The 26,870-nt window shown below is 68.3% G+C and carries 26 protein-coding genes, 1 tRNA gene and 1 pseudogene; 15 read left to right on the top strand and 13 right to left on the bottom strand.

Translation table 11 applies throughout. From position 1 onward, the window contains the following. Positions 1 to 283 precede the first annotated feature (283 nt). The gene (locus tag FGL91_RS10570) at positions 284 to 949 is read left to right on the top strand and encodes a DedA family protein (protein ID WP_153244727.1); all 666 of its coding nucleotides are present in this window, start codon (positions 284 to 286) and stop codon (positions 947 to 949) included. A gap of 6 nt (positions 950 to 955) precedes the next feature. Here FGL91_RS10570 and FGL91_RS10575 read toward each other — a convergent pair. Further along, positions 956 to 1,028 (bottom strand) — tRNA-Leu (locus FGL91_RS10575). An 86-nt stretch (positions 1,029 to 1,114) separates the two neighbouring features. Between FGL91_RS10575 and FGL91_RS10580 the strand changes: the two genes are divergently transcribed. The 3 genes from FGL91_RS10580 (at position 1,115) to FGL91_RS10590 (ending at position 4,329) form a co-directional block, all read left to right on the top strand. Further along, complete coding sequence (locus tag FGL91_RS10580) at positions 1,115 to 2,362, top strand: alanine racemase (RefSeq protein WP_153243804.1); 1,248 nt, start codon at positions 1,115 to 1,117, stop codon at positions 2,360 to 2,362. Then, entirely contained in the window at positions 2,359 to 3,672 is a 1,314-nt protein-coding gene (locus FGL91_RS10585; protein ID WP_153243805.1) for a D-arabinono-1,4-lactone oxidase, read from the top strand. Before FGL91_RS10580 ends, FGL91_RS10585 begins: the two co-directional genes overlap by 4 nt. Before the next feature lie 90 nt (positions 3,673 to 3,762). Continuing rightward, positions 3,763 to 4,329: a LemA family protein gene (locus FGL91_RS10590; RefSeq protein ID WP_029262976.1), complete on the top strand. Its 567-nt coding sequence runs from the start codon at positions 3,763 to 3,765 to the stop codon at positions 4,327 to 4,329. A 30-nt stretch (positions 4,330 to 4,359) separates the two neighbouring features. On the opposite strand, the gene FGL91_RS10595 is transcribed toward FGL91_RS10590, so the two are convergent. Continuing rightward, on the bottom strand, positions 4,360 to 5,274 hold the full coding sequence (locus FGL91_RS10595) for a hypothetical protein (RefSeq protein ID WP_153243806.1): 915 nt from the start codon (positions 5,272 to 5,274) through the stop codon (positions 4,360 to 4,362). Beyond that, entirely contained in the window at positions 5,271 to 6,527 is a 1,257-nt protein-coding gene (locus tag FGL91_RS10600; protein WP_153243807.1) for a winged helix-turn-helix domain-containing protein, read from the bottom strand. Before FGL91_RS10600 ends, FGL91_RS10595 begins: the two co-directional genes overlap by 4 nt. 88 nt (positions 6,528 to 6,615) lie before the next feature. Between FGL91_RS10600 and FGL91_RS10605 the strand changes: the two genes are divergently transcribed. Together FGL91_RS10605 and ilvA are read left to right on the top strand one after the other, a co-directional pair. Further along, positions 6,616 to 7,812, top strand: coding sequence for an AI-2E family transporter (locus tag FGL91_RS10605; protein WP_131493498.1), 1,197 nt, complete (start codon positions 6,616 to 6,618; stop codon positions 7,810 to 7,812). Then, the gene (gene ilvA / locus FGL91_RS10610; protein WP_047523205.1) at positions 7,809 to 9,038 is read left to right on the top strand and encodes a threonine ammonia-lyase; all 1,230 of its coding nucleotides are present in this window, start codon (positions 7,809 to 7,811) and stop codon (positions 9,036 to 9,038) included. The genes FGL91_RS10605 and ilvA overlap by 4 nt, the downstream gene beginning before the upstream one ends. Positions 9,039 to 9,125: 87 nt before the next feature. Here ilvA and greA read toward each other — a convergent pair whose 3' ends face one another. Continuing rightward, positions 9,126 to 9,614, bottom strand: coding sequence for a transcription elongation factor GreA (gene greA / locus FGL91_RS10615; protein WP_047523206.1), 489 nt, complete (start codon positions 9,612 to 9,614; stop codon positions 9,126 to 9,128). A 97-nt stretch (positions 9,615 to 9,711) separates the two neighbouring features. Continuing rightward, on the bottom strand, positions 9,712 to 10,098 hold the full coding sequence (locus FGL91_RS10620) for a DUF4307 domain-containing protein (RefSeq protein ID WP_047523207.1): 387 nt from the start codon (positions 10,096 to 10,098) through the stop codon (positions 9,712 to 9,714). A gap of 68 nt (positions 10,099 to 10,166) precedes the next feature. Between FGL91_RS10620 and FGL91_RS10625 the strand changes: the two genes are divergently transcribed. After that, entirely contained in the window at positions 10,167 to 10,472 is a 306-nt protein-coding gene (locus FGL91_RS10625; protein WP_153243808.1) for a hypothetical protein, read from the top strand. Positions 10,473 to 10,514: 42 nt separating this feature from the next. Here FGL91_RS10625 and trhA read toward each other — a convergent pair whose 3' ends face one another. Further along, positions 10,515 to 11,246, bottom strand: a complete 732-nt coding sequence (trhA, locus tag FGL91_RS10630) for a PAQR family membrane homeostasis protein TrhA (RefSeq protein ID WP_052193639.1) — start codon at positions 11,244 to 11,246, stop codon at positions 10,515 to 10,517. A gap of 97 nt (positions 11,247 to 11,343) precedes the next feature. Here trhA and FGL91_RS10635 point away from each other — a divergent pair, with 97 nt between their 5' ends. The 3 genes from FGL91_RS10635 to FGL91_RS10645 all read left to right on the top strand — a co-directional run bounded on the left by FGL91_RS10635 (position 11,344) and on the right by FGL91_RS10645 (position 14,834). After that, positions 11,344 to 12,123: an isoprenyl transferase gene (locus FGL91_RS10635; protein ID WP_047523269.1), complete on the top strand. Its 780-nt coding sequence runs from the start codon at positions 11,344 to 11,346 to the stop codon at positions 12,121 to 12,123. A gap of 39 nt (positions 12,124 to 12,162) precedes the next feature. After that, the gene (locus FGL91_RS10640) at positions 12,163 to 13,293 is read left to right on the top strand and encodes an aminotransferase class V-fold PLP-dependent enzyme (RefSeq protein WP_153243809.1); all 1,131 of its coding nucleotides are present in this window, start codon (positions 12,163 to 12,165) and stop codon (positions 13,291 to 13,293) included. A 158-nt stretch (positions 13,294 to 13,451) separates the two neighbouring features. After that, on the top strand, positions 13,452 to 14,834 hold the full coding sequence (locus tag FGL91_RS10645; RefSeq protein ID WP_131493506.1) for a PhoH family protein: 1,383 nt from the start codon (positions 13,452 to 13,454) through the stop codon (positions 14,832 to 14,834). A gap of 181 nt (positions 14,835 to 15,015) precedes the next feature. On the opposite strand, the gene FGL91_RS10650 is transcribed toward FGL91_RS10645, so the two are convergent. The 6 genes from FGL91_RS10650 to xseA form a co-directional block, all read right to left on the bottom strand. Continuing rightward, positions 15,016 to 15,852: a type IV toxin-antitoxin system AbiEi family antitoxin domain-containing protein gene (locus FGL91_RS10650; RefSeq protein WP_227991510.1), complete on the bottom strand. Its 837-nt coding sequence runs from the start codon at positions 15,850 to 15,852 to the stop codon at positions 15,016 to 15,018. Between the two features lie 305 nt (positions 15,853 to 16,157). After that, a complete protein-coding gene (locus FGL91_RS10655) occupies positions 16,158 to 17,579 on the bottom strand; it encodes a class II fumarate hydratase (RefSeq protein ID WP_047523211.1) in 1,422 nt (473 codons plus the stop codon). After that, positions 17,576 to 18,250: a carbonic anhydrase gene (locus FGL91_RS10660; protein ID WP_047523212.1), complete on the bottom strand. Its 675-nt coding sequence runs from the start codon at positions 18,248 to 18,250 to the stop codon at positions 17,576 to 17,578. The genes FGL91_RS10655 and FGL91_RS10660 overlap by 4 nt, the downstream gene beginning before the upstream one ends. Further along, complete coding sequence (locus FGL91_RS10665) at positions 18,247 to 18,900, bottom strand: DUF4245 family protein (protein WP_153243810.1); 654 nt, start codon at positions 18,898 to 18,900, stop codon at positions 18,247 to 18,249. Before FGL91_RS10665 ends, FGL91_RS10660 begins: the two co-directional genes overlap by 4 nt. Then, a complete protein-coding gene (locus FGL91_RS10670) occupies positions 18,897 to 19,139 on the bottom strand; it encodes an exodeoxyribonuclease VII small subunit (protein ID WP_047523214.1) in 243 nt (80 codons plus the stop codon). The genes FGL91_RS10665 and FGL91_RS10670 overlap by 4 nt, the downstream gene beginning before the upstream one ends. Positions 19,140 to 19,175: 36 nt before the next feature. Next, complete coding sequence (gene xseA / locus FGL91_RS10675; protein WP_131491860.1) at positions 19,176 to 20,453, bottom strand: exodeoxyribonuclease VII large subunit; 1,278 nt, start codon at positions 20,451 to 20,453, stop codon at positions 19,176 to 19,178. 91 nt (positions 20,454 to 20,544) lie between these two features. Here xseA and FGL91_RS10680 point away from each other — a divergent pair, with 91 nt between their 5' ends. From FGL91_RS10680 to FGL91_RS10695, 4 genes are all read left to right on the top strand, one after another. Beyond that, entirely contained in the window at positions 20,545 to 21,597 is a 1,053-nt protein-coding gene (locus tag FGL91_RS10680; protein WP_372492651.1) for a 4-hydroxy-3-methylbut-2-enyl diphosphate reductase, read from the top strand. A 2-nt stretch (positions 21,598 to 21,599) separates the two neighbouring features. Further along, complete coding sequence (locus FGL91_RS10685) at positions 21,600 to 22,388, top strand: IclR family transcriptional regulator (protein WP_153243811.1); 789 nt, start codon at positions 21,600 to 21,602, stop codon at positions 22,386 to 22,388. A gap of 258 nt (positions 22,389 to 22,646) precedes the next feature. Beyond that, positions 22,647 to 23,186, top strand: coding sequence for a DUF6264 family protein (locus FGL91_RS10690; RefSeq protein ID WP_131491862.1), 540 nt, complete (start codon positions 22,647 to 22,649; stop codon positions 23,184 to 23,186). A 30-nt stretch (positions 23,187 to 23,216) separates the two neighbouring features. After that, on the top strand, positions 23,217 to 24,476 hold the full coding sequence (locus FGL91_RS10695) for a hypothetical protein (RefSeq protein ID WP_153243812.1): 1,260 nt from the start codon (positions 23,217 to 23,219) through the stop codon (positions 24,474 to 24,476). Between the two features lie 81 nt (positions 24,477 to 24,557). Here the strand turns inward: FGL91_RS10695 and fbaA are convergent, their stop codons facing one another. Further along, a complete protein-coding gene (gene fbaA, locus FGL91_RS10700; protein WP_047523221.1) occupies positions 24,558 to 25,586 on the bottom strand; it encodes a class II fructose-bisphosphate aldolase in 1,029 nt (342 codons plus the stop codon). Positions 25,587 to 25,771: 185 nt separating this feature from the next. Here fbaA and glpX point away from each other — a divergent pair. Continuing rightward, positions 25,772 to 26,760 (top strand): annotated as a pseudogene (glpX, locus tag FGL91_RS10705) (class II fructose-bisphosphatase). The last annotated feature ends 110 nt before the right edge of the window (positions 26,761 to 26,870 follow it).

Here is a 26,870-nt window from a genome sequence, read left to right on the forward strand (position 1 = left end):
CAGCGCCGGGGCCGTTCCTCGTTTTCTCGGCACCTGTGCGTTTCCGAGGCGTTGCTCAGGCGTGCTCCGATAGTGTCGTCACCGCGAAGGGGAGTACTCCCGTCTGCAGCGTCGTCGTCATTACGAGCACGAGAATGTGCTCCGGCCCGCTGGCCCGCGAGGGTGGAGGAGACCTTGGCACCCGCATCGCGGGCCGCTGAGAAACCCCTGCCGTCTTCTCCGACGTGGGGATGCCCGGTGGTCTGCTCCACGAAGGGACCACCATGGGAAGGCTCGCCCAGTGATGCTTCTGTCCATCGACACCGATCACGGATTCACCGGCCTCACCGGATTCGCGGCCGATGTGCTCATCGCTCTCGGCGACTTCGGCGTCGGCCTTCTGGTCTTCCTCGAAGTGCTGATCCCGCCGATCCCGAGCGAGGTGATCCTTCCGTTCGCGGGGTACCTGAGCCAGAGCGGTCAGCTGAACCTGGGCTGGCTCATCTTCTGGAGCACGCTGGCATCGTGGAGCGGTGCGCTCCTGCTCTACGGCCTCGGCGCAGCGATCGGGATGGACCGGGCGGTGCGTCTGCTCGCGGCGACGCGACTGGTGAGCCGCTCGGACCTGGAGCGCGGATCCGAGTGGTTCGTGCGCAGCGGCGCGTGGACGGTGCTGGTCGGGCGCATGGTGCCCGGCGTGCGCAGCCTCATCTCGATCCCCGCCGGTGCCGCTCGCATGAACCCGGTGACCTTCAGCCTCTTCACGATCGTCGGCAGCGGGCTCTGGAACACGCTGCTCCTGGGGGTCGGCGCGGCCCTCGGCACACAGCACGAGCAGCTTGAGCAGTATCTCGGCTATCTCGACTACGCCGTCTACACGGCGATCGCGATCGCTCTCGTGGTGCTGGTCGTGCGTCGGATACGTGAGGCGGCGGGTGAGCGGAAGAAGCTCGCACGCGCACAGGACTGAAAGCGGTGCCCCCGCTGGGACTCGAACCCAGACTGAAGCGATTTTAAGTCGCCTGCCTCTGCCATTGGGCTACGGGGGCCTGCTCGTCAGCCTAGCCCGGTCAGAGGACGCGACCCGGTGCCGTCGGGGGTGATCCGGAGTACGAGGAGGCCGTAGGGTGGGGGAGTGCTCGACCTCATCGACGAACTGAGCCCGGCCCCCGGCGCGCTCGCGGTCGCCCCCGAATGGGAGGATCCGGCCCGCTATTGGCCGCGCCTCTCCGCCGTGACGGGCCATCTGCCGGCGCCCGTCGCGGTGATCGACCGGGAAGCGCTCCGCTACAACGCCATGGATCTCCTGGTCCGCGCCGGTGGACTTCCGATCCGCGTGGCGTCGAAGTCGGTGCGTGTGCGTGCCGTGATCGATGCGGTGCTGAAACTCCCCGGGTTCCGGGGCATCCTCGCGTTCACGCTCGAGGAGGCGCTCTGGCTCGCTGAGACGCATGACGACATCATGCTCGGCTACCCGACCGTGGACCGCGCGGGGCTGGAGAAGCTCTTCGCCGACGAGCAGGCGGCGCAGCGCATCACGCTGATGGTCGATGACCTCGTCCACCTCGATGTGATCGACAGTGTCGCCGGACCGGGATCCCGTCCGGAGATCCGAGTGGCGATCGACGTCGACGCTTCGTGGCGCTCCTCGCTGCTCGGACACATCGGTGTGCGACGCTCGGCTCTGTTCTCGGCGGGAGAGGTGGCCGCTTTCGCCCGAAAGGTCGTCGCGCGCCCAGGCTTCCGGCTGGTCGGACTGCAGATGTACGACGCGCAGATCGCCGGGCAGGGCGACGACGCCGGCCCCGACGCGCCTCTGATCCGGATGGTGCAGGCGCGCTCCCGGAACGAACTGCGGGAGCGTCGGGCGGACATCGTGGCCGCGGTCGGAGCGATCGCGTCTCTGGAGATCCTCAACGGCGGGGGGACGGGTTCGCTCGAGTTCACCGGGAGCGATGAGTCCCTCACTGAGGCGAGCGCCGGCAGCGGCCTGCTCGGAGGGCACCTGTTCGACGGCTACCGCTCCTTCCGTCCCGCGCCGGCTTCCGCATTCGCGTTCGACGTCGTCCGACGCCCGGCCCCGGACATCGCCACCGTGCTCGGCGGCGGATGGATCGCCTCCGGGCCTGCCGTCGCCTCGCGCCAGCCGCGAGCCGTCTGGCCACAGGGACTCCACACGCTCTCCCGCGAAGCGGCGGGTGAGGTGCAGACACCGCTGCAGGGTCCTGCCGCCAGGTCACTCGGAGTGGGGGATCGGGTCTGGTTCCGTCACGCCAAGAGCGGCGAGCCGGCGGAGCGCATCGACGGATACCACCTGGTGTCGGGTGAGGAGATCATCGACGAGTTGCCGACCTATCGCGGCGAGGGAAAGGCGTTCCTGTGACGAGAATCGGCGGATCCTGGCAGAACTGGGGCCGCTCGGCCTCGGTGCGGCCTGTGCGTGTGGAGCGTCCGCGCAGCCCGGAGGGTGTGCAGCGGGCGGTTCTGGCTGCGGTGAAGCAGGGGCTCAGCATCAAGGCGGTGGGCGCCGGACACAGTTTCACGGGCATCGCCGTGGCGCCGGGAGTCCTGCTCGAGCTCGACGATCTGCAGGGACTCGTCTCCGCGGATGCCGCAACCGGCCGGGTGACGCTTCTCGCAGGAACTCGGCTGCATCGGATCCCGCGCTTGCTCGCACCCTTCGGACTCGCGATGGAGAACCTGGGGGACATCGACCGCCAGTCGATCGCGGGTGCCATCTCGACCGGGACCCACGGCACCGGCGCCGGGTTCGGCGGGCTCGCGACCCAGGTCGTCGGAGTCACGATGGTCACGGCGGCCGGCGAGTTCCTCCGCATCGATGACGAGCGCGAGAGTGAGCTGCTCCCGGCCGTCGCGCTCGGCCTCGGCGCGCTCGGGATCATCGTCGAAGTCACGCTCCAGTGCGTGCCGGCCTTCGTGATGCATGCGATCGATGAACCGGCTCCGCTCGACGACGTGCTCGAGACGCTCGAGGAGCGGGTGGCGGCGTCCGATCATTTCGAGTTCTATTGGTTCCCCCACACCGATGTCGCCCTGACCAAGCGTCAGACCCGCCTGCCTGAGTCGACCGTGCGCCAGCCGCTCCCTGTCGTGGGGAGGTGGATCGACGAGACGCTCCTGTCCAACGGTGTGTATCGGATGGTGTGTGCCGCGGGACAAGCGGTTCCCGCGATCACCCCGCCGTTCAGCCGGCTCGCGGTCACGCTCACGGGGAATCGCGAGTACACCGAGCTCTCGCACCGAGTGCTGATCCAGAGTCGCACCGTGCGGTTCCGCGAGATGGAGTATGCGCTCCCCGCGGAGAACGTGGTGCCGGCGTTCGAGGCGGTGCGTGCTCTCATCGCCCGACGCGGGTGGCGGATCGAGTTCCCGATCGAGGTGCGCTTCGCCGCCGGCGACGACCGCTGGCTGTCGACGGCGCACGGGCGCGCGACGGCGTACATCGCAGTGCACCGGTACTGGCGGGCCGACCCGACCGAGTACTTCGGCGCGGTGGAGGAGATCATGCTCGAGTTCGGCGGTCGCCCGCACTGGGGCAAACTCCACACGCTGACCGAAGAAACGCTGCGGGAGCGCTACCCGCGCTTCGAGGACTTCGTCGCGTTGCGCGACCGCCTCGACCCGGAGCGCCGGTTCGGGAACCGTTACCTGGAGCGAGTCCTCGGGAGCTGATCCGACGTCCGTGGAGAGTGCGTCGGCGCCCAGTCCACGTGCAGGGTGCGCGTCTAGGATGGGAGAAACACGAGGAAGGGTGGGCCTCTGATGGAATGGCTCGTGCCGGTACTGATCGTTGTCGGAGTGATCCTGCTCGCCGGCATCTATCTGTGGGCCACGTACAACTCGTTGGTGCAGCTCAAGGTGCGCGTCGATGAGGCGTGGAGCGGGATCACGGTGCAGTTGAAGCGACGAGCCGACCTCATCCCGAACCTCATCGAGACCGTCAAGGGCTACGCCTCCCATGAGAAGGCGGTCTTCGAGAACGTCACCCGTGCGCGCGCCGAGACGCTCTCGGCCGGTGGGCCCGGCGAGGCGGGCATCGCGGAGGGACACCTGCAACAGGCCCTGCGCAGTCTGTTCGCGGTCGCCGAGGCGTACCCGCAGTTGCAGGCCAGCACCAACTTCCTCCAGGTGCAGCAGGCACTCGTCGACACCGAGGACAAGATCCAAGCCGCGCGCCGGTTCTACAACGGCGGTGTGCGCGAGCTCAACACCAAGATCAAGGTTTTCCCGAACAACCTGTTCGCGAAGGGGCTGGGCTTCACCGAGCGCGAGTTCTTCGAGGTCGCCGACAGCAGCGCGATCTCCGAGCCGCCTCGCGTGCAGTTCTGACCTCGCGTGCAGTTCTGACGGAGAGCGCACTCACCAGACGGACAGCACCAGGCCCTCGTCGGTGAAGGTCACCTCTCCGCGCACGCCCCAGGAATCCGTGCGGTACGTCGTGGTGCGCGCCGTGCCGTCCTGACCGGCGCCGACCAGCGTGGCGACGAGTGCCCCGCCGTCGGCGCGGAACCCGGTGCCGTCGAGCGTCACGGTCGGCAGCTCGTCGACGCGGTAGCGGAACTCCGACACCGCGCGGAACTCGGTGCCCCACGGGATCCGGATTCCGCACCCCTCGGGTGCCGCGTCCGACGGCGTCGTGCACGCCGTGAGGTAGTCGTCGAGTTGCTTCTGCGCAGCGACCGTCGCCTCCGGTCGGAGCGTGGCCTCCACCGCGAGCTCCGACTCTTCGCCGGGGAGCACCACCAGCGCGCTGCGGCCGTCGAGCAGTGCGACCGGCGCGGGGGCGACCGAGTAGGCGGCAGGGAGCAGGGAGGCCATCTCTGCGGTCGGCAGGGTCTGCTCGCTGACCGCGACGAAGGAGCCGATCGTGGTCGTGGGCGTCACCGTGCCCAGGCCGGACGCGTCCACGATCCAGCGTCCGCCGACAGGCGTCAGAGACAGCTCTGCCGTGTGTTCCTCACCGTCGAGCACGAACGAGATCCCCACGGTCGCTTCTTCACCGCCGCGGGCGCGTCGGTCGTCGCTCGCAGATGTCACCGCGGCGTCTTCGATGACACCGGTCGCGGCCGCGAACGCGGTGAGAGCCTCGGTGGAGACGTCGACTCCCGTCGCCTCGACGGCATCGGGATCACCGGATTCGAGCGCCCGGAGATAGCTGATGGCGGCATCCTCCGGCGTCGGGGAACCTGAGGTCGACTGCCAGATCCAGACGGCGGCAGCCACGAGCACGACTCCTGCGACTCCGCCGATCACCCACCACCGAGCCCGACTCACGTCGCGCCCTCCCTGACATGTGCGTGCCGCCCGACGGAGCCACCGGCCCGGACCAATGCGCCGTGCACCTCGGCGGTGGCGTCGCCCCAGCCCGACACCGACACGTGCTCGAGATCCTGCCAGTGCGCGGCGAGCATCAGTTCGGCGGCGATCGCATCGGTATCCTCGGGGCGGGCGTGGGGCTCCCACCAGGCGGACTGCACCTGAAGGGTGGAGGTGGCGCGATCGGCCTTGAGATCGACGCGCGCGACGATGCGGTCGCCCACGAGGACCGGGAGCGAGTAGTAGCCGAACCGACGCTTCTCGGCGGGCACGTAGATCTCGATCCGGTAGTCGAGGTCGAAGATGCGAAGAGCGCGCTCGCGGAACCAGACCACCGGATCGAACGGAGTCAGCAGGGCTGCCGCGTCGACTCTGCGAGGGAGCACGGCGTCACGGTGTCGCCAGGCGGGGAGCGGGCGTCCGCCTCGTTCCCATCCGCGGACCTGCACCGGGATCAGTTCACCCTCGTCGACCAACGCGGCGATCGATCGCGCGATGGTCGCGCGATCGCGGATCCGGTAGTAGTCGGCGAGGTCGGACTGCGTCGCGACGCCGCTCGAGCGGGCGGCACGGCGCGTCAGCTCGAGGATCGCGTCGGCGCGCGAGACCTCCTGCGAACGGATCGGGTCGGGGATGACCTGCTCGGCGAGGGCATACGTCCGCTCGAAGCCTTTGCGCCCACTGACGGCGACGTCTCCCGTGCGCCAGAGGTGCTCGAGCGCCAGCTTGACCTCGTCCCAGTCCCACCAGGTGCCTCGTTCGCGGGGCGCGTCCGCGCGGAGGTCGGCCGGGCGCAGCGGACCTCGGGAGCGCAGTTCGTCTTGCACCCACGCCACGGTGCGGGCGTTGCGGCTCAGCCAGGAATCTTCGTCCGCCCAGCGCCGACGGAAGTCCTCCATGCGAAAACGCCAGAGCGGCCAGTCCGCGATCGGGATGAACGTTGCCTCGTGCGCCAGGTACTCCACGTAGTGCGTGGTGCGGGAGAGGAAGACCCGGTCCAGGAGAGCGGGGTCGTAGTCGCCGAGACGGGAGAACAGCGGCAGGTAGTGGGAGCGCGCGAACACGTTCACGGAGTCGATCTGCAGCACGCCGAGACGATCCATCACCCGGTGCACGTGGCGCGCAGCGACCGACGCGGGTCGTGCTCGCGTGAAGCCCTGAGCTGCCAGCGCGATGCGGCGCGCCTGGGTGGCGCTGAGGGATTCGGTCACGTCGTCAGCGTATCGCCGGCGTCAGACATCGCGGTCCGGCGGTGAAGGATGCGTCCAACGGCATACGGCATGACCGTAGACTTGGGCGATGAGTGAGGATCAGCGACCCCGGCTGCGAGATCTCTTCCGTCCGCGCCCGGTCTCCACGGACCGCACCGTGACGACCGAGGCCGACGAGGCGGTACCGCTGCCACTGCGGATCACGGCGAGCTACGCCTGGCGTCTGCTGCTCATCGCGGCGGCGATCGGCGTCTTCATCTGGCTGGTCATGCTGCTCAAGCTCCTGGTCATCCCGCTCATGGTCGGCATCCTCATCACCGCTCTGCTCTGGCCGGCGTTCTCCTGGATGCTGCGTCACGGCGTCCCGCGCTGGTTGGCGATCACGCTCTCCCTCATCGGTACAGCCGCCGTCGTCACGGGGCTGATGTGGCTGGTGGTCTGGCAGGTGCGCGCTCAGCTCCCTGACGTCCAGGCGCGATCGACCGAGGCGTTCGATCAGTTCCAGGTGTGGCTTCACGAAGGGCCGCTGAAGCTCTCCGACACGCAGATCGCCGACTACCTGCAGCAGGGACTCGACTTCCTCACCGAGCAGACCCAGGCCCTCTGGACGGGCGCTCTCGCCATCGGCACGACCGTCGGGCACGTCGCCACCGGCGCACTGCTGTCGCTGTTCATCCTCATCTGCCTGCTCGCCGACGGTGCGGGCATCTGGCGGTGGACGGTCAAGATCTTCCCGCGCAAAGCACGGCCGGCGGTCGATGGGGCCGCGCGCAACGGCTGGGCCACGATCGTGAACTACGCCCGCACCCAGTTGTTCGTGGCGACCATCGATGCGATCGGCATCGGGCTCGGAGCCTTCCTGCTCCAGGTGCCGCTCGCCCTTCCCGTCGCCGTCCTGGTGTTCCTCGGCTCCTTCATCCCGATCGTCGGTGCCGTCGTGACCGGCGCCGTGGCCGTCTTCCTCGCGCTCGTCTACAACGGTCCCTGGATCGCGCTGTGGATGCTCGTGGTCGTGCTGGCCGTCCAGCAGATCGAGGGGCACATCCTGCAGCCGATCATGATGGGCTCGGCGGTCAAGGTGCACCCCCTCGCCGTCGTCCTCGTGGTCGCGGGCGGCGCGATGATCGCGGGAATCCCCGGAGCCCTCTTCGCCGTACCGTTGGCAGCTTTCGTCAACGTCGCGGCGGTGACCATCAGCACGGGATCCTGGCGCACCGGCGCGGGCCCGAGCGGAGACCTTATCTGGAGCACAGTACCGCGCGAGCGGAGACGGAGGAATCGATGAGCGAAGTCCCCAGCCTGACCGAGTTCGAGCACGCAGCTCAGAGTCTGGCTGAGGTGATCTCGCACACGCCGACGCTGCCGTCGCGAGCGCTGTCAGACATCCACGGCAGTACGGTCCTGCTCAAGATGGAGAATCTTCAGCGCACGGGTTCCTTCAAGATCCGCGGTGCCGCGTACCGGCTGTCGCGGCTGAGCGCTGAGGAGCGCTCCCGCGGTGTCGTCGCCGCCTCCGCGGGCAACCATGCCCAGGGTGTCGCCCTCGCCGCCCAGGCCCTCGGGATCCCGGCCACGATCTTCATGCCGCTCGGCGTTCCCGTGCCCAAGCTCCTCGCCACCCGCGGGTACGGCGCAGAGGTCGTGCTGGAGGGGGAGACCGTCGCGACCTCGCTGCGACTGGCGGCGGAATTCTCCGAGCGCACCGGGGCCGTGCTGATCCACCCGTTCGACCACCGCGACGTCGTGATCGGACAGGGAACGCTCGGCCTCGAACTGCTGGAGGATGCGCCGGACGTCGACACGGTCGTCCTCGGCATCGGGGGAGGAGGTCTCATCGCGGGTGTCGCCGCGGCCGTGAAGGCCCGAGCCGCCGAGCTCGGGCGGACAGTCCGCATCATCGGGGTCCAGGCGGAGAATGCCGCCGCCGTGCCGCCGTCGCTCGCGGCGGGGGAGCCGGTCGACATCGTCACTCGTCCGACCATCGCCGACGGCATCCTCGTCGCCCGTCCGGGAGCTGTCCCGTTCGAGATCATCAAAGACCTCGTCGATGAGGTGGTCACCGTCTCCGACGATGACCTCGCGCGGGCCATCCTCATCCTGCTGGAGCAGGCGAAGGTCGTGGTCGAACCCGCCGGTGCCGCGGGTGTAGCGGCGATCCTGGCCGGCAAGGTCTCCGGAACGGGAACGACGATGGCGGTGCTCTCCGGCGGCAACATCGACCCGCTCCTGTTGCAGCGCGTGGTCTCTCACGGCCTCGCGGCCTCCGGCCGGTACCTGACGATCCGGATTCCGCTCCCCGACCGGCCAGGGCAGCTCGCTCGTGTGTCGGAGCTCATCGCCGAAGCCGGGGCGAACGTCATCGAAGCCATGCACACTCGGCACGGTCACGGACTCCAGATCAGCGATGTGATCCTGGAGCTCAGCGTCGAGACACGGGGACCCGAGCATTCGGAGCACACGCTCGACACGCTGCGTCGCGCCGGGTTCGCGCCCATCCTCGTCCCGGATTGAGCACGAGCGCCCGGATCCTCCGCGGCCCCCTCCACGCAGAAGCGCCCCCGCGTCCGAGAGGATGCGGGGGCGCTCGTCGACGGTGCGTCAGCCCGTGTAGGTCTCGACGTTCACGATCTCGACGTCGATGCTGCGTCCGTTCGGGGCCTCGTACGACGACTTCTCGCCGACCTTGAGGCCGAGGATCGCCTGGCCCAGCGGGCTGGCCTCGCTGTAGACGTCGAGGTCGCCGCCGGAAGCGATCTCGCGGCTGCCGAGGAGGAAGACCTCTTCGCCGCCGGCCACGAGCGCCGTGACGACGGTGCCGGGCTCGACGATCCCGCGGCTGGCCGGAGCTTCGCCGACCTTGGCGGTCTTCAACAGGCCCTCGAGGGTGCGGATGCGGGCTTCCTGCTTGCCCTGCTCGTCTTTGGCGGCGTGGTATCCGCCGTTCTCCTTGAGGTCGCCTTCTTCGCGGGCCGCCTCGATGCGCTTGGCGATCTCATCGCGACCGACGGTCGACAGGTGCTCCAGCTCGGCGACGAGCCGGTCATACGCCTCCTGCGTGAGAAAGGGGACCTGAGCATCGGTGGACATGGCGAAGCTCCTTCTTTCGGGATCCCACCGACATGCTGCGGGGGATATGCCAAGACGCCCCGGCACGGTGCCGGGGCGTCGTCTGTCTGGCACGAGTCTAAGCGACCCAGCAGGTGTTCACCAAACCTGTCGTGGCCTGAGCGACGGTCGGGATGGTGACCGAGACGGCCTGGGAGTGGCTGTCTCCGGCGGCGATCTCGACGATCTTCCAGCCCACCACGCCGAACTCCTCGTCGAGTGCTTCGAGGGCGCACACCACGTCCTTGCCCTGCACGCCGGTGACCTGGAAGCTCACATCGACGGAGTACTCATCGACGAGGGTGAAGCCGAGGTCGTCGGCGTCCACCGAGGCGATCGACTGCGATACGGTCATCCAGCTGAAGGCACCGATGACCACGAGCGCGACAGCGCCACCGATGATCCACGGCAGCCGACGCCGTCGCGTTCGGCCATAGCGTTCGTCGAGCTGCTGTGCGGTCGTCACTGGTGGGTCTTCCCGGTCGTTAGGCTGGTGTTACCAGGTTATGCGACCTGCGCACGAAAGGCCGATTCATGCTCGCTCTGACCGAGACCCCGATGCCGACGCCATCCATGACCGTGGCACCGGAGGCCGTCACGCCGGGCTTCATCGGCTTCGCCGCCATCGTCGTCGTCGTGATCGCGGTGATCCTGCTGATCTGGGACATGAATCGTCGCATCCGCCGGGTCCGTTACCGCGACGAGGTGCGGGAAGAGCTCGACGCCGAGGAAGCCGCGCGAGCCGCGGCCGCAGCGGAGGGCGGCACGTCGGCTCCGGATTCGCCCTCACCCGATGGGGCGAGCACCCGCGACGGGGACGACCACCCCCCGACACGCTGAGAGACCCTGCATGGCGGACGGGGGAGCCGCACCACGCAGAGGCTACGGCGCGCCCAGCGAGGGCGACAGCGGGGCGAGGGTGATGAGCAGACACGCGGTCCAGTGGCAGAGGAACGCGAGCACCGTGCACACATGGAAGATCTCGTGGAAGCCGAAATGGCCGGGCCACGGATTGGGCCTCTTCAGCGCGTAGACGACGGCGCCGCCCGTGTAGAGGAGGCCGCCGACGATCACCAGCACCATCATCGCGAAGTTCGCGTTCATGAGGTCGACGATGTACATCACCGCTGCCCAGCCGAGCAGCAGGTAGAGGGCGACGTAGAGCCAGCGCGGGGCGTTGATCCAGAACACGCGGAAGAGGATGCCCACCAGAGTTCCGCCCCAGACCACGCAGAGCAGCAGCAGGCCCTTGTCCGGGGGCAGCGCCAGTGTCGCCAGGGGGGTGTAGGTCCCGGCGATCAGCAGCAGGATGTTGGCATGGTCGATCCGCTTCAGGACGACCTTCACCCGGGGGGACCAGTCGAACCGGTGGTAGAGGGCGGAGTTGCCGAACAGCAGCAACGACGTGAGCATGAACACGGCGGACGCCCATTTCGCCGGGGCGCCGTCGGCCACGATGATCAGGACGATGCCCGCGGCGATGGCTACCGGGAAAGTGGCGGCGTGGATCCAGCCGCGCCAGGTCGGCTTGATATCGACCGCAGCATCCACGGCGGCGGCTTCGAGAAGCGGCAGCTGGGGGACATCGGGACCGGACTGCTCGGGTGTGCTCACGTCCTCACTCTAAGCCGCGCGGCATTCCCCGCAGGGCACATATCCTCAGCATCCGCACACGGTGGGCGAGACGTCGGCACGATAGCGTAGGGAGGTGATATCACGCGAGAATCCGGTGCGGGGGCCGCTGTATCGGCTCTACACCAGTCGGCTGCGTCGCCACCTCGATCCTGCATCGGTGCCGCACCATGTCGCGATGATGATCGACGGCAACCGGCGCTGGGCGCGTCAGCTCGGGTTCGCCACTCCGGCCGAGGGACATCGGGCGGGCGCGGCGAAGATGCATGAGTTCCTCGGCTGGTGCGACGAACTCGGCGTGCGTGTCGTCTCGCTGTATCTGCTCTCCAGCGACAACCTGCGCAAGCGGGACTCGGCCGAGCTCGCCGACCTCATCGAGATCATCGCCGAGCTGGCGGAAGCCCTGTCGCAGGAGGGGAACTGGCGGGTCAAGCACGTCGGACGATCCGACCTCCTGCCGCCGGAACTGGCGCGTGTGCTCGCCGACGCGGAGGAGCGCACGAAGGGGCACAGCGGACTCCACGTGAACCTCGCGGTCGGATACGGCGGCCGCAACGAGATCGTCGACGCGGTGCGGAGCATCATCACCAAGCACGAGGCCTCGGGCGGAACGATGGAGGACCTCGCCGCCCACCTCACCCCGGAGATGATCGGCGAGCACCTCTACACCGGAGGACAGCCCGATCCCGATCTGGTGATCCGGACGAGCGGCGAGCAGCGGCTCAGCGACTTCCTGCTCTGGCAGAGCGCGCACAGCGAGTTCTACTTCGTGGAAGCGCTGGGGCCCGATCTCCGGCAGGTGGACTTCCTCCGCGCCATCCGCGACTATGCCGACCGCGACCGCAGATACGGCCGGTGACCGTCCGCGCGATGCACGGCGCCGTGCCACAATGACGCAGTGAGCACTTTCCAGGACTACGTCGACACCTTCGACAATGAGTCCGGCTATCTGAACTGGGCCGCCTTCGGCCCGCTGTCGCCCTCCGTGCGCGAAGAGGTCTTCGCCGACGCCGACCTTCTCGGCAGTGGACGCCCGTCTTCACTGTCGCTCGTCGCCGAGCGGATCGGCCAGGCACAGGAGCTCGTCGCAGAACTCCTCGGCGGCGAGGCGGACGACGTCACGCTCCAGCCCTCGTCGACCCACGGGCTCATGCACGCCCTGTACGGGCTCAAGGGCGCCGTCATCGCGAGTACGGCGGAGTTCCCCAGTGTCAGTCTCACCGTGGAGCGGGCCGCATCGGCGTCGGACCGCGCCGTGACGCCGCGATGGATCACCCCCGCAGACGGACGCGTGACCACCGACGCCGTCGCCGAGGCGCTGGACGACGACGTGGTCGCGCTCGCCGTGAGCCACGTCGACTTCCGAACGGGCTATCGGGTGGATCTCGCGGCGCTTCGTGAGCTCATCGGCCCCGATCGCCTGCTCATCGTCGATGCCGTCCAGTCCTTCGGCATCATGGACGTCGACTACGGCCCGGCCGATGTCGTGGTGGGCCACGGCTACAAGTGGCTGCGCGCCGGGCGGGGCAGTGCCTTCGCGTGGTTCGCGCCGCGAGCACGGGAGCGGATCACGCCCGTGCTCTCCGGGATCACCGGGACCACCGCGACCGGATTGTTTGTCGACGAGCTTCCGGCGCCGGCGGCATCGGCGCGGGCGTACACGGTCAGCCAACCGGACACGCTCGCCGCCGGCCGACTCGCGATCGGTGTCCGGGATGTGCGGGATGCCGGCGTGGCCGCGATCGAGGCGCGTCTCGCCGAGCACGTCGACACCGTGATCGAGATCGCCGATCGTCACGGCATCGAGGTGAGCTCGCCGCGGGAGCGGGGAGAGCGGGCGGGCATCGTCGCCCTCGAGCCGGACGAACCGGCGCGTCTCGCCGCTGCTCTCGCGAACGCCGGTCTCGTGGTGACGGCACGCGGCTCCTCGGTGCGTCTCGCGCCGCACGCGGGAACCGATGCGGCCACTTTCGAGCTCCTCGATGAGGCGTTGCACGCATTCGGCAACGAGACGTTCACCAGCACGTAACGAAATCCACTGGCGTGTCGGTGTCGGGTACGCGCCTCGCGGTCGTACGTTCTAGGCATCGGGCAAGGCGCCCGGTCGGGTCGGCCTCAGGTTGACGACTCGTGACCCCCTGGTCGACTCGTTCGAATAGCCGGGATTCCCCGGGTCGGGAGTGGGTCGTGACCACACGTACAGCGCAGCAGGCCACCAGCACCGCGCAGCAGTCCACCCGTAAGACGACGAGACGCGCATCATCCGCGGAGCCTGATCAGGATCTGCGGACGTATGTCCTCGACACCTCGGTCCTGCTGAGTGATCCGCAGGCGTTCTTCCGGTTCGCCGAGCACTCGGTCGTCCTTCCGGTCGTCGTGATCACAGAGCTCGAGGGCAAGCGTCACGACCCGGAGATCGGCTACTTCGCACGCCAGGCGCTGCGACACCTCGACGACCTGCGCATCGAGCACGGGCGACTGGACTTCCCGGTCGAGGTCGGTGAAGGGGGAACGCTTCGCGTGGAGCTCGCGAACACCGACTCCTCGGTCCTCCCGGCAGGCATCCGGCTCAGCGACAACGACACGCGGATTCTGTCCGTCGCCATGCACCTCGCGCAGGACGGGCAGGACGTCACGATCGTCTCCAAGGACCTCCCGATGCGCGTGAAGGCGGCGTCGCTGGGGCTGCGCGCCGAGGAGTACCTCGCCGAGCAGGCCGTGGACTCCGGCTGGACCGGCATCTCGACGCTCGACCTCTCCGGCGACGACATCAGCGACCTGTACGAGAGCGAGGTCGGCATCAGCGAGGAGGCGCGGGGCCTTCCGGTCAACACGGGCCTGATCATCCACTCCGAACGCGGCTCCGCGCTCGGACGCGTCACCGGGGACGGCGAATACCGACTGGTGCGCGGCGACCGCGACATCTTCGGGATGCACGGTCGCTCGGCCGAACAGCGGATCGCGATCGACCTGCTCCTCGACCAGGAAGTCGGCATCGTCTCCCTCGGCGGTCGGGCCGGTACCGGCAAATCGGCACTCGCGCTGTGCGCGGGTCTCGAAGCGGTGCTGGAGAGGCAGCAGCAGAAGAAGATCATCGTGTTCCGGCCGCTGTTCGCCGTCGGCGGGCAGGAGCTCGGCTACCTCCCCGGGGACCAGGGCGAGAAGATGGGACCGTGGGGGCAGGCGGTGTTCGACACGCTCGGCTCGGTCGTCTCCGGCAACGTCATCGAAGAGGTCATCGAACGCGGATTGCTGGAGGTGCTGCCGCTCACCCACATCCGCGGTCGTTCCCTTCACGACGCATTCGTGATCGTCGATGAAGCGCAGTCGCTCGAACGCAACGTCCTCCTCACGGTGCTGAGTCGGATGGGCCAGAATTCGCGAGTCATCCTCACCCACGATGTGGGCCAGCGCGACAACCTCCGCGTCGGCCGACACGACGGCATCGCCAGCGTGATCGAGACGCTGAAGGGACATGACCTCTTCGGGCATGTGACCCTGACACGCTCCGAGCGTTCAGCGATCGCAGCCCTCGTCACCGAGCTCCTGGAGGGTGGAGAGCTCAGCTGACGACGGGCGACAGCGGATGCCGCGCGGACTGCCCCGCGGCATCCGCTGTCGTGTGTCCGGGGACCGTGCGCGGGCGGGGGCGGGGCGGTGGGGCGTTGCAAACTGCGGCCGACACGCCAAATATCGGACGTTGAAGGCCCACAAGTCCGACATCTGGTGTGTCGGCGTGCGTCGCGTGCCCTCACGCGTGCTCTCGGCAACGTGCGAGAGCAGCGATGATGGCTGTCTGCACTGCTGACCAGTCGTAGACGACCTGCGCAAAGTCGAACCGCAGTGTCTCCATCCCTCGTGCCGATGCGGCCGCGTCTCTGGCGAGATCCTTATGGCGGTGTGAGGCACCGTCGTGGTTTCGCCTTCCGTCGATCTCGAGGATCAAACGACCATCGATGATGAAATCGACCCTCCCCACGCCACTGATCAGCACCTGGCACTCGACGAGGATGCCGAGCATATGCAGCCGCAGTCGGACCAGGGACTCGAGCCCGCTATCGGCATCGGAACGCCCGATGTCGACCAGCCACCGTGCATAGGCCGGAAGTGCCTTGCGGATTCGCATTCTTGCGGCCGAGGAGAGCAGTCGATTCTTCCATGCCGACTCGAACGCCGCGAAGAATGCCTCGTCGCCGCGGCACCGATGGAAGTGAATCAGGGCGGTTTCGACGTCGACGAGTCCGAGACCCGGTGTGCCTCGGAAGTAGTGGGTGACACACTGGCACCCGACGTGCGGGTTAACGCGTCCTCGCCTTCCTACCCAGACGTGAAGGGGCGAGTCGTCACAGAGGACCCATACTCCGTGCAACCGCAGTGCTGCACCGCACGTGAGCGCACCCCCGTGTAGTGCGGCCCGTCGCAGATGTGAGTTCAGCGCGGGCGACGCGAACACACCCGGTCGCACGCGGTCGATTCGCTTCTCTCGGACGGCCTTCGCGAGTTCCGGGCGCGACATGCCGCATCGCTGAAGTTCGACGCCGCGCGCGAGGCCGCCGAGTCGGGCCAGAAGAACCGTAGGATCGAGCACTCGTCCAGTTTCGGCTCTGCGCCGATACGCGGACCGACGTCGAGGCCGCGACTGTGAACAACAACCAGGATCCTTCGCGTGGAGCAGGAGCAGTCCCTCGCGCACGTGCCTGCCGACACGCCAGATGTCGGATCCATCCTCATGCAAGGTCCGGCATCTGGCGTGTCGGCGGTCGTTCAGACGGGGCCGGACGGGGCAGACGGAGGGACGGAGGACCGGAGCCTCGGAGCCGAAGCCCGAAACGGAGCCGCAAACCACGGATGCCGCGAGGAACGTGTCCTCGCGGCATCCGGAAAACGCTCGGATCAGCCCGGGTGGGTCATCGAGAGGAGGTCGAGCTTCTCGTCGAGCTGCTCGAGGGTGAGGTCGCCCCGCTCGACGTAGCCGAGATCGATCACGGCGTCGCGCACCGTGATGCCCTTCGCCACCGAGTGCTTGGCGATCTTCGCCGCCGCCTCGTAGCCGATGAGCTTGTTGAGGGGGGTCACGATCGACGGGCTCATGCCGGCGAAGGCGGCGGCACGCTCGACGTTCGCCTGCAGACCGTCGATGGTCTTGTCGGCGAGCACACGGGAGGCGTTCGAGAGCAGGCGGATGGACTCGAGCACCGCCGTGCCCATGACCGGGATCGCGACGTTGAGCTCGAAAGACCCGGAGGCCCCGGCCCAGGCCACGGTCGCGTCGTTGCCGATCACTCGGGCGCACACCATGAGGACGGCCTCGGGGACCACGGGGTTGACCTTGCCGGGCATGATCGAGGAGCCGGGCTGCAGGTCGGGGATGTGCAGTTCGCCGAGACCCGTGTTGGGGCCGGAGCCCATCCAGCGGAGGTCGTTGTTGATCTTCGTCAGCGAGACGGCGATCGTGCGCAGTGCGCCGGATGCCTCGACCAGACCATCGCGGTTGGCCTGTGCCTCGAAGTGGTCCTTCGCCTCGGTGATCGGCAACTCCGTCTCGGACGCGAGCAGCGCGATGACCTTCTGCGGGAAGCCGAGCGGGGTGTTGATGCCGGTGCCGACAGCCGTGCCGCCCAGGGGAACCTCGGCGACGCGGGGGAGGGCGGACTGCACGCGCTCGATGCCGAGGCGCACCTGGCGGGCGTAGCCGCCGAACTCCTGGCCGAGGGTCACAGGCGTCGCATCCATGAGGTGCGTGCGGCCGGACTTGACGGCGTCCTTCCACAGCTCCGCCTTCGCCTCCAGTGCGACGGCGAGGTGGTCGAGCGCGGGGATGAGCGTGTCGATGAGCGCCTGGGTCACGGCGATGTGCACCGAGGTCGGGAACACGTCGTTCGAGGACTGGGAAGCGTTCACGTGGTCGTTGGGGTGCACGGTCGCACCGAGGATGCGGGTCGCGAGAGTCGCCAGCACCTCGTTCATGTTCATGTTCGACGAGGTGCCGGAACCGGTCTGGTAGGTGTCGACCGGGAACTCACCGTCGTGGGCACCCGAAGCCACCTGGTCGGCAGCCTGGGCGATCGCGTCGGCGATGGCACCGTCGAGCGTGCCCAGCTCCTTGTTGGCAAGGGCGGCGGCCTTCTTGATCCGGGCGAGCGCGGCGATCTGCGTCGACTCCAGACCCTTGCCCGAGATCGGGAAGTTCTCCACGGCCCGCTGCGTCTGCGCCCCGTAGAGCGCGTTGACGGGCACCCGCACCTCACCCATGGTGTCGTGCTCGATCCGGTAGCCCTGCGAGCTCTCGCCGCTGCGCTGGTCGTTGTCGGTCATTCCGAACCCTCCTTGGTCACGGGGCTGTTCCCCTCGGTGTCGATGCCGACCGTGATCACCGGCGTCGCGGTGCCCTCGGCCAGACGGTAGTTCGCGCCGACGAGGCCGAGACGACCTTCGGCGACGGCGTTGCTGATGATCTCGGAGGACTGCAGCAGGTCGTTCACGGTGTTGCGGAGATGCTCGCGTCCGACGAGCTCCGAGTCGATGTCGGCGACCGTGCCGCCGCCGCTCTCGGCGAGGACCTTCCGCGCGGCGGGCACGATCGGCGCGACGAGCTTCCAGATGTGCGGCGGGAGGGGAGCGGCATCGATCGCCGTCCCGTCGATCGCGGCGCGGACCGCTCCGCACGAATCGTGCGCGAGGACCACGATCAGCGGAACCTCGAGCACGGCGACCGCGTACTCGAGGCTCGCGACGATCGACTCGCCCATGACCTGACCGGCGTTGCGCACGACGAACAGGTCACCGAGACCGAGGTCGAAGATGATCTCGGCCGCAAGGCGGGAATCCGAGCAGCCGAAGAGGGTCGCCACGGGGTGCTGCGCCGCGGCGAGATCCTTGCGCCGTACCACGTCCTGGTTCGGGTGCCGGGGCTCGTCCGCGACGAATCGACGGTTGCCGTCCAGCATCTGCTGCCAGGCTGCGGAAGGAGTCAAGGGGTGCGTCATGAGGCCTCCGAGAGTGAACGGATCTGTGGGATCAGCGACTCCGCGAGCTCTGCCGTGGAATCGGGCGAGCGCGAGCCGTAGAGCAGGATGTAGTCGTCGCCGGCCTGGGTGCCGATCGCGTAGGTGACGTTGGCGTTCGAATCGGCGTTGCCCGGCTCGTAGACGTCCCAATCGAGGCCGCCGATGCGGACCGTGTCCGTGGGGGCGATGCCGTTCAGGCGCTGCGGAGCCCAGGACGCACCGGCGTCGAAGGCCTGAGCGACCTTGATGAACCCGCGTTCGTCATCGGCGGACGGGGCCAGCGTGACCTCCCAGACGACGGTGGCGCCGCCGAGCAGCTTCGCGCTGTTCGCCCGCCAGAAGTCGCCCAGCTCGGGAACCAGCACGGGGCTGTCCATCGTGGATTCCACACCCGCGGCGATGCCGGCGACGTCGATCGGCTCGGGCTCGACCGGCTCCCCGCGGGGGACGGCGAAGATGATCACGGCGACCACGGCGACCGTCACGAGGAGAGCTGCGATGAGGTTCCGGAACGTCTGACTCGAGCGATACGCCTTGCTGGAGGCGGCCTTGCGCGCTGCGGTCTCGTCCGGCGTCTCCGGACGACCCAGCTCCGCGATGATGGGCGGCTGCTTGGTCTGCTTGCTCATGACTCCGCGCCCGAGGTCTCGGTGGTGGATGATGCGGCCCTGGCTTCTTCCAGACGGCGCTTCGCGCCCAGGAGCCATTCCTCGCACCGGGCGGCCAGCGCCTCGCCACGCTCCCAGAGCGCGAGCGAGTGCTCGAGGGTCGGCGACCCTTGTTCGAGTTCGGCGACGACCTTGACGAGCTCGTCACGGGCTGCCTCGAACGACAGCGTGTCCACGGGGGTGTCGTTGAGGGCGCTCACTCCTCCATCCTACGTCGTGCGGCGTGGCGCTCCGGCTCAGGGGGACTCCGGGATCTCGCCCTCCGAACGCGCAGCGACGGAGCCGCGATCGACGGTGATCGTGAGGGCGCTGCCTGCCGGGGCATCGGCGGCGTCGCGCAGAATCACGCCGCCGTCCAGGTGCGCGATCGCGTAGCCGCGCGCGAGCGTGGCCGCGGGGGAGAGCGCGCGGAGGGAGGCACGCAGCTCCCCGGTCCGCCGACCGGCGGAATCGATCTCCCGGGTCACGGTGTCGCGCCCGCGTGAGAGCAGCAGCCACAGCTCTTGGGAGCGGGCGTCGATGATCGGATCGGGGGAGCGCAGGACAGGGCGCGAGCGGAGCTGCTCCAGCTGCGCGATGTCGTGCGAGAGGCGCTGGGTGAGGCGCGTCGTCGCGCGCGAGCGCAGCTGGGCGATGAGGGCACGTTGTTCACCCACGTCCGGCACGACGCGTTTCGCCGCATCGGTCGGCGTCGATGCGCGCAGGTCGGCGACGTCGTCGAGCAGGGGATGGTCGTTCTCGTGTCCGATCGCGCTGACGACCGGGGTGGACGCAGCGGCGACGGCGCGGATGAGTCGCTCGTCGCTGAAGCCGAGGAGGGTCTGCGGGTCGCCGCCGCCCCGGGCGATGATGATCACGTCGACGTCCGGGTCGGCGTCGAGCCGTGCGAGCGCGGCGAGGGTGTCCGGCACGCATCGGTCGCCCTGGACCGCGGCGTACTCGGTCCGGAACCGGACCTGGGGCCAGCGGAGCTCGGCGTTGCGGTGCACGTCCTTCTCGGCGTCCGACCGCTCACCCGTGATCAGCCCGATGACGTGGGGGAGGAAGGGCAGGCGCTGCTTGCGGGCGGGGTCGAACAGGCCCTCCTGGCGCAGCTGGACACGGAGCTTCTCGAGGCGTTCGAGCTGATCGCCCAGGCCCACGTGCTTCATCGCCGAGACCGTGAAGCTGAAGTCTCCTGCCTTGACGAAGTAGTCGGCTTTCACCGCAGCCACGACGTGATCGCCGATGCCGAGGTCGGAAGGGATGCGCCCGCGAACGCTCGACCACACGCGGATCGAGATCTGGGCGTCGGATCGGGTGTCCTTCAGGCGTGCGAAGACGTTGCCGGCACGCACATTCCAGGAGGTGATCTCCCCTTCGACCCAGACCGTGTTCCAGCGCGCGATGAAGTCGCGGATGGTCGAGTTGAGGCGGGTGACCGAGGTGGGTGCGTCGGCCGTGGAGTCGCGCGGGGCGACGGAGTCGGCGGGCGGAGTCTCTCCCTGTCCCGTCGTCGCTTCGAAGACTGTCATCCGCTCCCGCTCCCGTCTGGAGTCTCCCCGGCCCCGCACAGCTGTGCGGCGGTAGAATTCAGGGGTGACTTCGACTGCCGTTCATCTTCCCATTCCCCGTCTCCCTCGAGTGCGGGCGGCGGCCGGGCGGCTTCAGGATAACCCGGTGGTCGGACGCAAGCGGGTCCTGCTCGCCGCACCGCGCGGCTATTGCGCCGGTGTCGACCGCGCCGTGGTGGCCGTCGAGAAGGCGCTGGAGCGCTACGGAGCGCCTGTGTACGTGCGCAAGCAGATCGTGCACAACATCCACGTGGTGACGGAACTCGAGGAGAAGGGTGCGATCTTCGTCGAAGAGGTCGACGAGGTCCCCGAGGGCGCACACGTCGTGTTCAGCGCCCACGGTGTCTCCCCGGCGGTCGTGAACGCAGCATCCGACCGCGGCCTGCACGCGATCGACGCCACCTGCCCCCTGGTCACCAAGGTGCACCGGGAGGCCGTGCGCTTCGCGCGGGACGATTTCGAGATCCTGCTCATCGGCCACGACGGGCACGAAGAGGTCGAAGGTACGGCGGGAGAGGCTCCCGAGCACGTCACGGTCGTGAACTCTCCCGAAGAGGCCGACACGGTTGTCGTGAAGGATCCGAACAAGGTCGTCTGGCTCTCGCAGACCACTCTCTCGGTCGACGAGACCATGGAGACGGTCAACCGTCTGCGCACGCGCTTCCCCGAACTGCACAATCCGCCGTCCGATGACATCTGCTACGCCACGCAGAACCGCCAGGTGGCCATCAAGAAGGTCGCTGCGGGCGCCGACCTGGTGATCGTCGTCGGGTCGTCCAACTCGTCCAACAGCGTGCGCCTGGTCGAGGTGGCCCTCGAATACGGCGCCAAGGCCGCGTACCGGGTGGACTACGCCGAGGAGATCCAGCAGGAGTGGCTCGACGGGGTCGAGACCATCGGGGTGACCAGCGGGGCGTCCGTCCCCGAGGTGCTCGTGCGCGAAGTCCTCGACGCGATCGGCGACGCCGGCTACCGTGACGTCGAAGAGGTGAAGACGGCCGAAGAGGATCTGATGTTCTCCCTCCCCAAGGAACTGCGTCAGGACGCCGCGGGGAAACGCGACGAGCGGGCGCTCGGCGGTCGCGCAGCTGGAGGAGGCGCGTAGCGTTGAGCGCCGCGGAGGCGGAGCCCACCCTCATCGGGTCGGTGCAGCGCGCTCTGCGGTTGATCGACATCGTCGCGAACTCTCCCCGTCCGCTGCCTGCCAAGATGCTCGCGGCGATCACGGGATTGACGCCGGGCACGACCTACAACCTCGTTCGCACCCTGGTCCATGAGGGCTATCTGAACGCCGAACCGGACGGGCTCGTGCTCGGTGCGCGATTCCCCGCCTTCCAGCAGCAGGTCGATTCGCGGGGCGTCTTCCTCGCACGCGTCCGTGCGGCTCTTCGCGACGTGACGGAGGTCGCGGGAGCCACCGCCTACCTCTCCCGTTTCCACGACGGTGAGATGCACCTCGTCGACATCGTCGATGCGGTCCGCAACCCGCGCGTCGAGCTGTGGGTCGGGTTGCAGTCCAGTGCCCACGCGACGGCGCTGGGCAAGCAGATCCTCGCGGACCTCCCGGATGACGAGAGGCTCGACTACCTCTCGCGACATCGCCTGGAGGAGCTCACACCGCGCACGATCAGCGATCGCCGGACCCTCTTGACGCAGCTGGAGCACTCCCCGGGGTGGACGGTGGATCAGGAGGAGTACGCGATCGGCGCGACGTGTGTGGCCGTGCCGGTGATCGCGCCCGGGGTCACCGCCTCCTTGGCGATCTCCCTGCCCACGGACCGCGCCGTGGTCGACCGCGCGCTGGTCACGACGTTGCAGCGCGAGGCGCGGCGACTGTCCCTGCAGCTCGGCGCCGCTTCTCTCGATGGCGATGCAGGCCCGGAGTTCACTATCTGAACAGAGACCCCTGGTGCCGCGGCATGCGTTTTCCTATGATCAGGGGAGTAGCGCCATACGAGATCGCTACTGATCGTCCGAGCGTCCCCAGCGCAGGCGGTCACTATGGATGAGATGCGTCCCCAGCGCTTCACGTCCGCGGCCCCGAGGAGTCCCCACTTCTCCGGGGCCGCTATCGTATCCGGGCGTGATGCGGTGTCACGCTGTCCGGCCGCTTCGCTGTGAGCCGTGCGAAGCCGGGACGGTTAGCATGGCGGGATGACCGATCAACGTCCGCAGTACGGCGAACTCGCAACGCCGGAGGAGCAGCGCCGAGCCGCCGGCTTGCCGCCGCTGGACGAGGTCGCCGTCGCGCCGCCGACGCCTTCCGTCGCACCGACCGCCGCCGCTGCGTCCCCGGCACCGGGTGATGGCTCGACCACGCGTCGGCGCCCCGTGGATCGGCTCGTGACGATCGCGCTTCTCGCGTACGGCTTGGTGAACGTCATCGTCACGGGGCTGTCGTATCTCGACCTTCCGAACGTGATGAACGAGACCATGAGGATCCTCGGCATCGACGGGGAGTTCACGAACTTCGCGCAGGGACGCACGTGGGGCACGATCGGTGCGATCGTCCTGGCCGTCGGGTGGGCGATCACAGCTGCACTCTCCATTCGTCGCCTGCGTCGCGGGCGTCTCACGTGGTGGCTGCCGATCGTGGGTGCGATCGTGACGGGGATCATCGTCTCGATGTGCATCGCCGTCCCGATGATGAGCGACCCGGCGTTCACGGCCTACCTCACGTCGGTCGGGCCGTAGCGGCGGCCGACGCCCCGGTACTGTCGAAGGATGCTTCAGAACAGCTTCGGCGTCCACATCTCTTCTGCGTCCGTCGATCGCGGCGATGGCTCCGACCCTCGGTCGCTCGCGCACGACATCCTGGCCGGTCTGCGTGTCCCCGCGGGCGTGCGGGAGGCGGAGGACGAGTGGGACGACCACTCCGCCGCCCTGCTCGCGATCCCGGTGACGGACGATGGGCATGTGCTGACGCTCTCCGAGGAGGACCGGATCGCGTCGACGCTCTCTGTCGCCGACCTGCGTGAGGCCTTCCGATCTCAGGGGCTCACGCTCTGGTTGGAGGACGGCACCGATCCTGACGACGACGGAATCGATGCCGAAGACCCCGAAGACCCCGAAGACGTGGGAGACGAGGAAGACGAGGACGATCTGGAAGACGAGGAGCTCGACTCGGACACCTCGACCTTCACCCTCCCCACCGTGCAGGTCTGCGCCTTCTCGCATCGGGGTCCCGCCGTCGCGCGCCTGCTCTCGTCGATTCGTCGGATGGTGGTGGATCACCAGGAGTCCGGGGAATGGTCTCTCCAGCAGTTCGAGACCTCGGAGCCGACGGGCGATTGGACCACCTCCCGGGCGGAGCTGCCCGTGATCGAGCTGAACCGCGTCGACTCCGACGCCTGGATCGAAGTGACGCCACCGAAGGGAGGCCCGATCCCGTTCTGGATCGATGCCGAGCGCGGCACCCGACCCGTTCTCGACATCGAAGCCATCCGTATCCCCGAGACGGCGGAGATCTGCCGACGGCTGCTCGCTGAGGGGGACGGAAGCCGTGATGAACTCCTCGAGCTCGCCGCGATGGTGCGGCTCGATGTGGATGCGGCCCATCGCGCGCTGATGCCGGAGTCGCTGGGGGGAGTGGTCGGTACCGAAGCTCGTCAGCGTGCGTTCCTGGCAGCGTTCGGGATCGCGCCCGACCTGATCGACGCCGCATTCGGCGGTCAGGGCGCGTGTCCGAACCGACGGTTCCTGCCTCTGGGGCCGTGGGCGACGGTGCGGGAGACGGCCATCGCCGGCGTTGGAGAGTTCACGGCTCTGACCCGTCGGGACCGACCCCTCGCGCGCCTCGGAGACGCGATTCGGCGGCGGCCGGTGGTCGGGATCGCGCTGGCACTGGCGGAGTTCTCGGCCGGAATGTGGCTGACCTCACGGACGCGCGGAGGCGGCAGGTCGTTCGGCGTCCTGCTCGTCGTGGACGCGCTGATCGATCTCGCGATCTGGATCACACGCATCCGTCGCGGACGCCAGGGATAGGTCGTCCGGCAGCCGGACCGACCCCCAGACGAGAGATGCCCCGGCCGTCGCGGCCGGGGCATCTCTTTCGACGCGGAAAGGTCAGCTCTGGGACTGACCGTACGAGCCGAGCTGACGGGTCGACTCCACCACGCGGGCGGCCATCGCCGTCTCCGCGATCTTGCCCCAGGCACGCGGGTCGTACTGCTTCTTGTTTCCGACCTCGCCGTCGACCTTGAGCACGCCGTCGTAGTTCTTGAACATGTAGTCGGCGATCGCGCGCGTGTACGCGTACTGCGTGTCGGTGTCGATGTTCATCTTGATCACGCCGTTGGCGACAGCCAGCGCGATCTCATCATCGGTCGAGCCGGATCCGCCGTGGAAGACCAGGTCGAGCGGCTTCGCGCCCGTGTTGTACTTCGCCGCGACCTGCGCCTGGATCTCGCCGAGGAGCTCCGGGCGAAGCTTCACGCCACCGGGCTTGTACACACCGTGCACGTTGCCGAACGTGAGGGCGGCGATGTACCGACCCTGCTCGCCGAGGCCGAGTGCCTGCACAGCCTGGTCGACGTCGGCGAACGTCGTGTAGAGGGCTTCGTTCGAGCCCTCGTGCTGCACACCGTCCTCTTCGCCGCCCACGACGCCGATCTCGACCTCGAGGATGGCGTTGATGTTCTTCATGCGGGGGAGGAGGTCCTTCGCGATCTCGATGTTCTCCGCGAGGGGAACCGCCGAGCCGTCCCACATGTGCGACTGGAAGATCGGGTTGCGCCCGGCCTTGACCTCTTCCTCGGAGGCGGCGATCAGCGGCTCCACGAAGCCGGCCAGAGCGTCCTTCGGGCAGTGGTCCGTGTGCAGAGCCACCGTGACCGGGTAGTTCTTCGCCACCTCGGTGGCGTATCGGGCGAACGCGAGCGCACCGGTGGCGCGGGCCTTGACGGTGTGGCCGGCGAAGTAGTCGGCACCGCCGGTGGTGACCTGGATGATGCCGTCGGAGCCGGCCTCGGTCAGCCCCTGGAGGACGGCGTTGATCGTCTGCGAGCTCGAGACGTTGAAAGCGGGGTATGCGAAGCCGCCGGCCTTCGCGCGGTCGAGCATTTCGGCGTACTGATCCGGGGTGGCGACGGGCATATGAACTCCTGCGGTAGGTGAAGCCGGGACAGGTGCCACTCTATCGGGGCGCATACGGACTTGCCGCAGACGTGACGGGGTGCGGGCGGCCCAGCTTCTGCGGTGACGTTAAGAATCGAGATTCCTTCGTTGTCACGGGCAGGAAAACCGGGCAGTTCCGCTTCTTCGCTCGCTAGGCTGACCGCATGGTGAGTCTGACAGCGGATCTGAGCCCTCTTCGTCCCGATCGAAACCTCGCGATGGAGTTGGTCCGTGCGACCGAGGCCGCAGCCATCCGCGCGGTCCCCTTCATCGGGCGGGGTGCGAAGGAAGCCGCGGACGGTGCCGCCGTCGATGCGATGCGCGCGTTCCTCGGCACCGTCGACTTCCAGGGCCGTGTCGTGATCGGTGAGGGCGAGAAGGACAACGCGCCCATGCTCTTCAACGGCGAGGTCGTCGGAACCGGCCGCGGCCCGCTGTGCGACATCGCCGTGGATCCCATCGACGGCACCTCGCTGACTGCAGCCGGTCGGCAGAACGCACTCTCCGTGATCGCGGTCTCGGACCGGGGGACGATGCTGGACGCCTCCTCCGTCTTCTACATGGACAAGCTGGTCACGGGGCCCGCCGGCGTCGGAGTCGTCGACATCCGCCTTCCGATCGGCGAGAACATCCGCAAGCTGGCCGGTGCGCTCGACAAGCCCGTCGATGAGATCGTCGTCTCCGTGCTCAACCGTCCGCGTCACGAGCGGTTGATCCAGGAGATCCGCGATGCCGGGGCCGGTACCCGCCTGATGAGCGACGGCGACGTCGCCGGCGGGATCAACGCAGCTCGGCACGATGCCCGCACCGACATGTGCGTCGGCGTCGGGGGGGAGCCCGGAGGGGATCGTCACCGCGTGCGCCATCAAGGCCCTGGGCGGACACATCCAGGGACGCCTCTGGCCGCGCGACGACGAGGAGCGCCAGCGGGGGATCGACGCCGGACTCGACATGGACAAGGTCTACGAGGCCGATGACCTGGTGCAGGGGGAGCAACACGATCTTCGTCGCGACCGGTGTCACGGACGGGCAGCTCGTCGCCGGGGTACGGCGTGAGCGGGGATACGTGTACACCGAGAGCGTCGTGCTTCGCGGTGCCTCCGGAACACTGCGTCGTATCGCCTCGGAGCACCTCGTCTCGAAGTGGCTCTGAGCTTGCGTGTCCCCGGTTTCCGCCCGGTCTGAGGCCGCGTCCTCGCGGTGACGGCCGCGCGGCGCATCGGGTCATCGTTATCGAGCCGGTATCGGTTCCGAGTGGCGTGC

The sequence above is a fragment of the Microbacterium sp. CBA3102 genome (assembly GCF_007954505.1).
GTDB lineage: Bacteria > Actinomycetota > Actinomycetes > Actinomycetales > Microbacteriaceae > Microbacterium > Microbacterium aurugineum.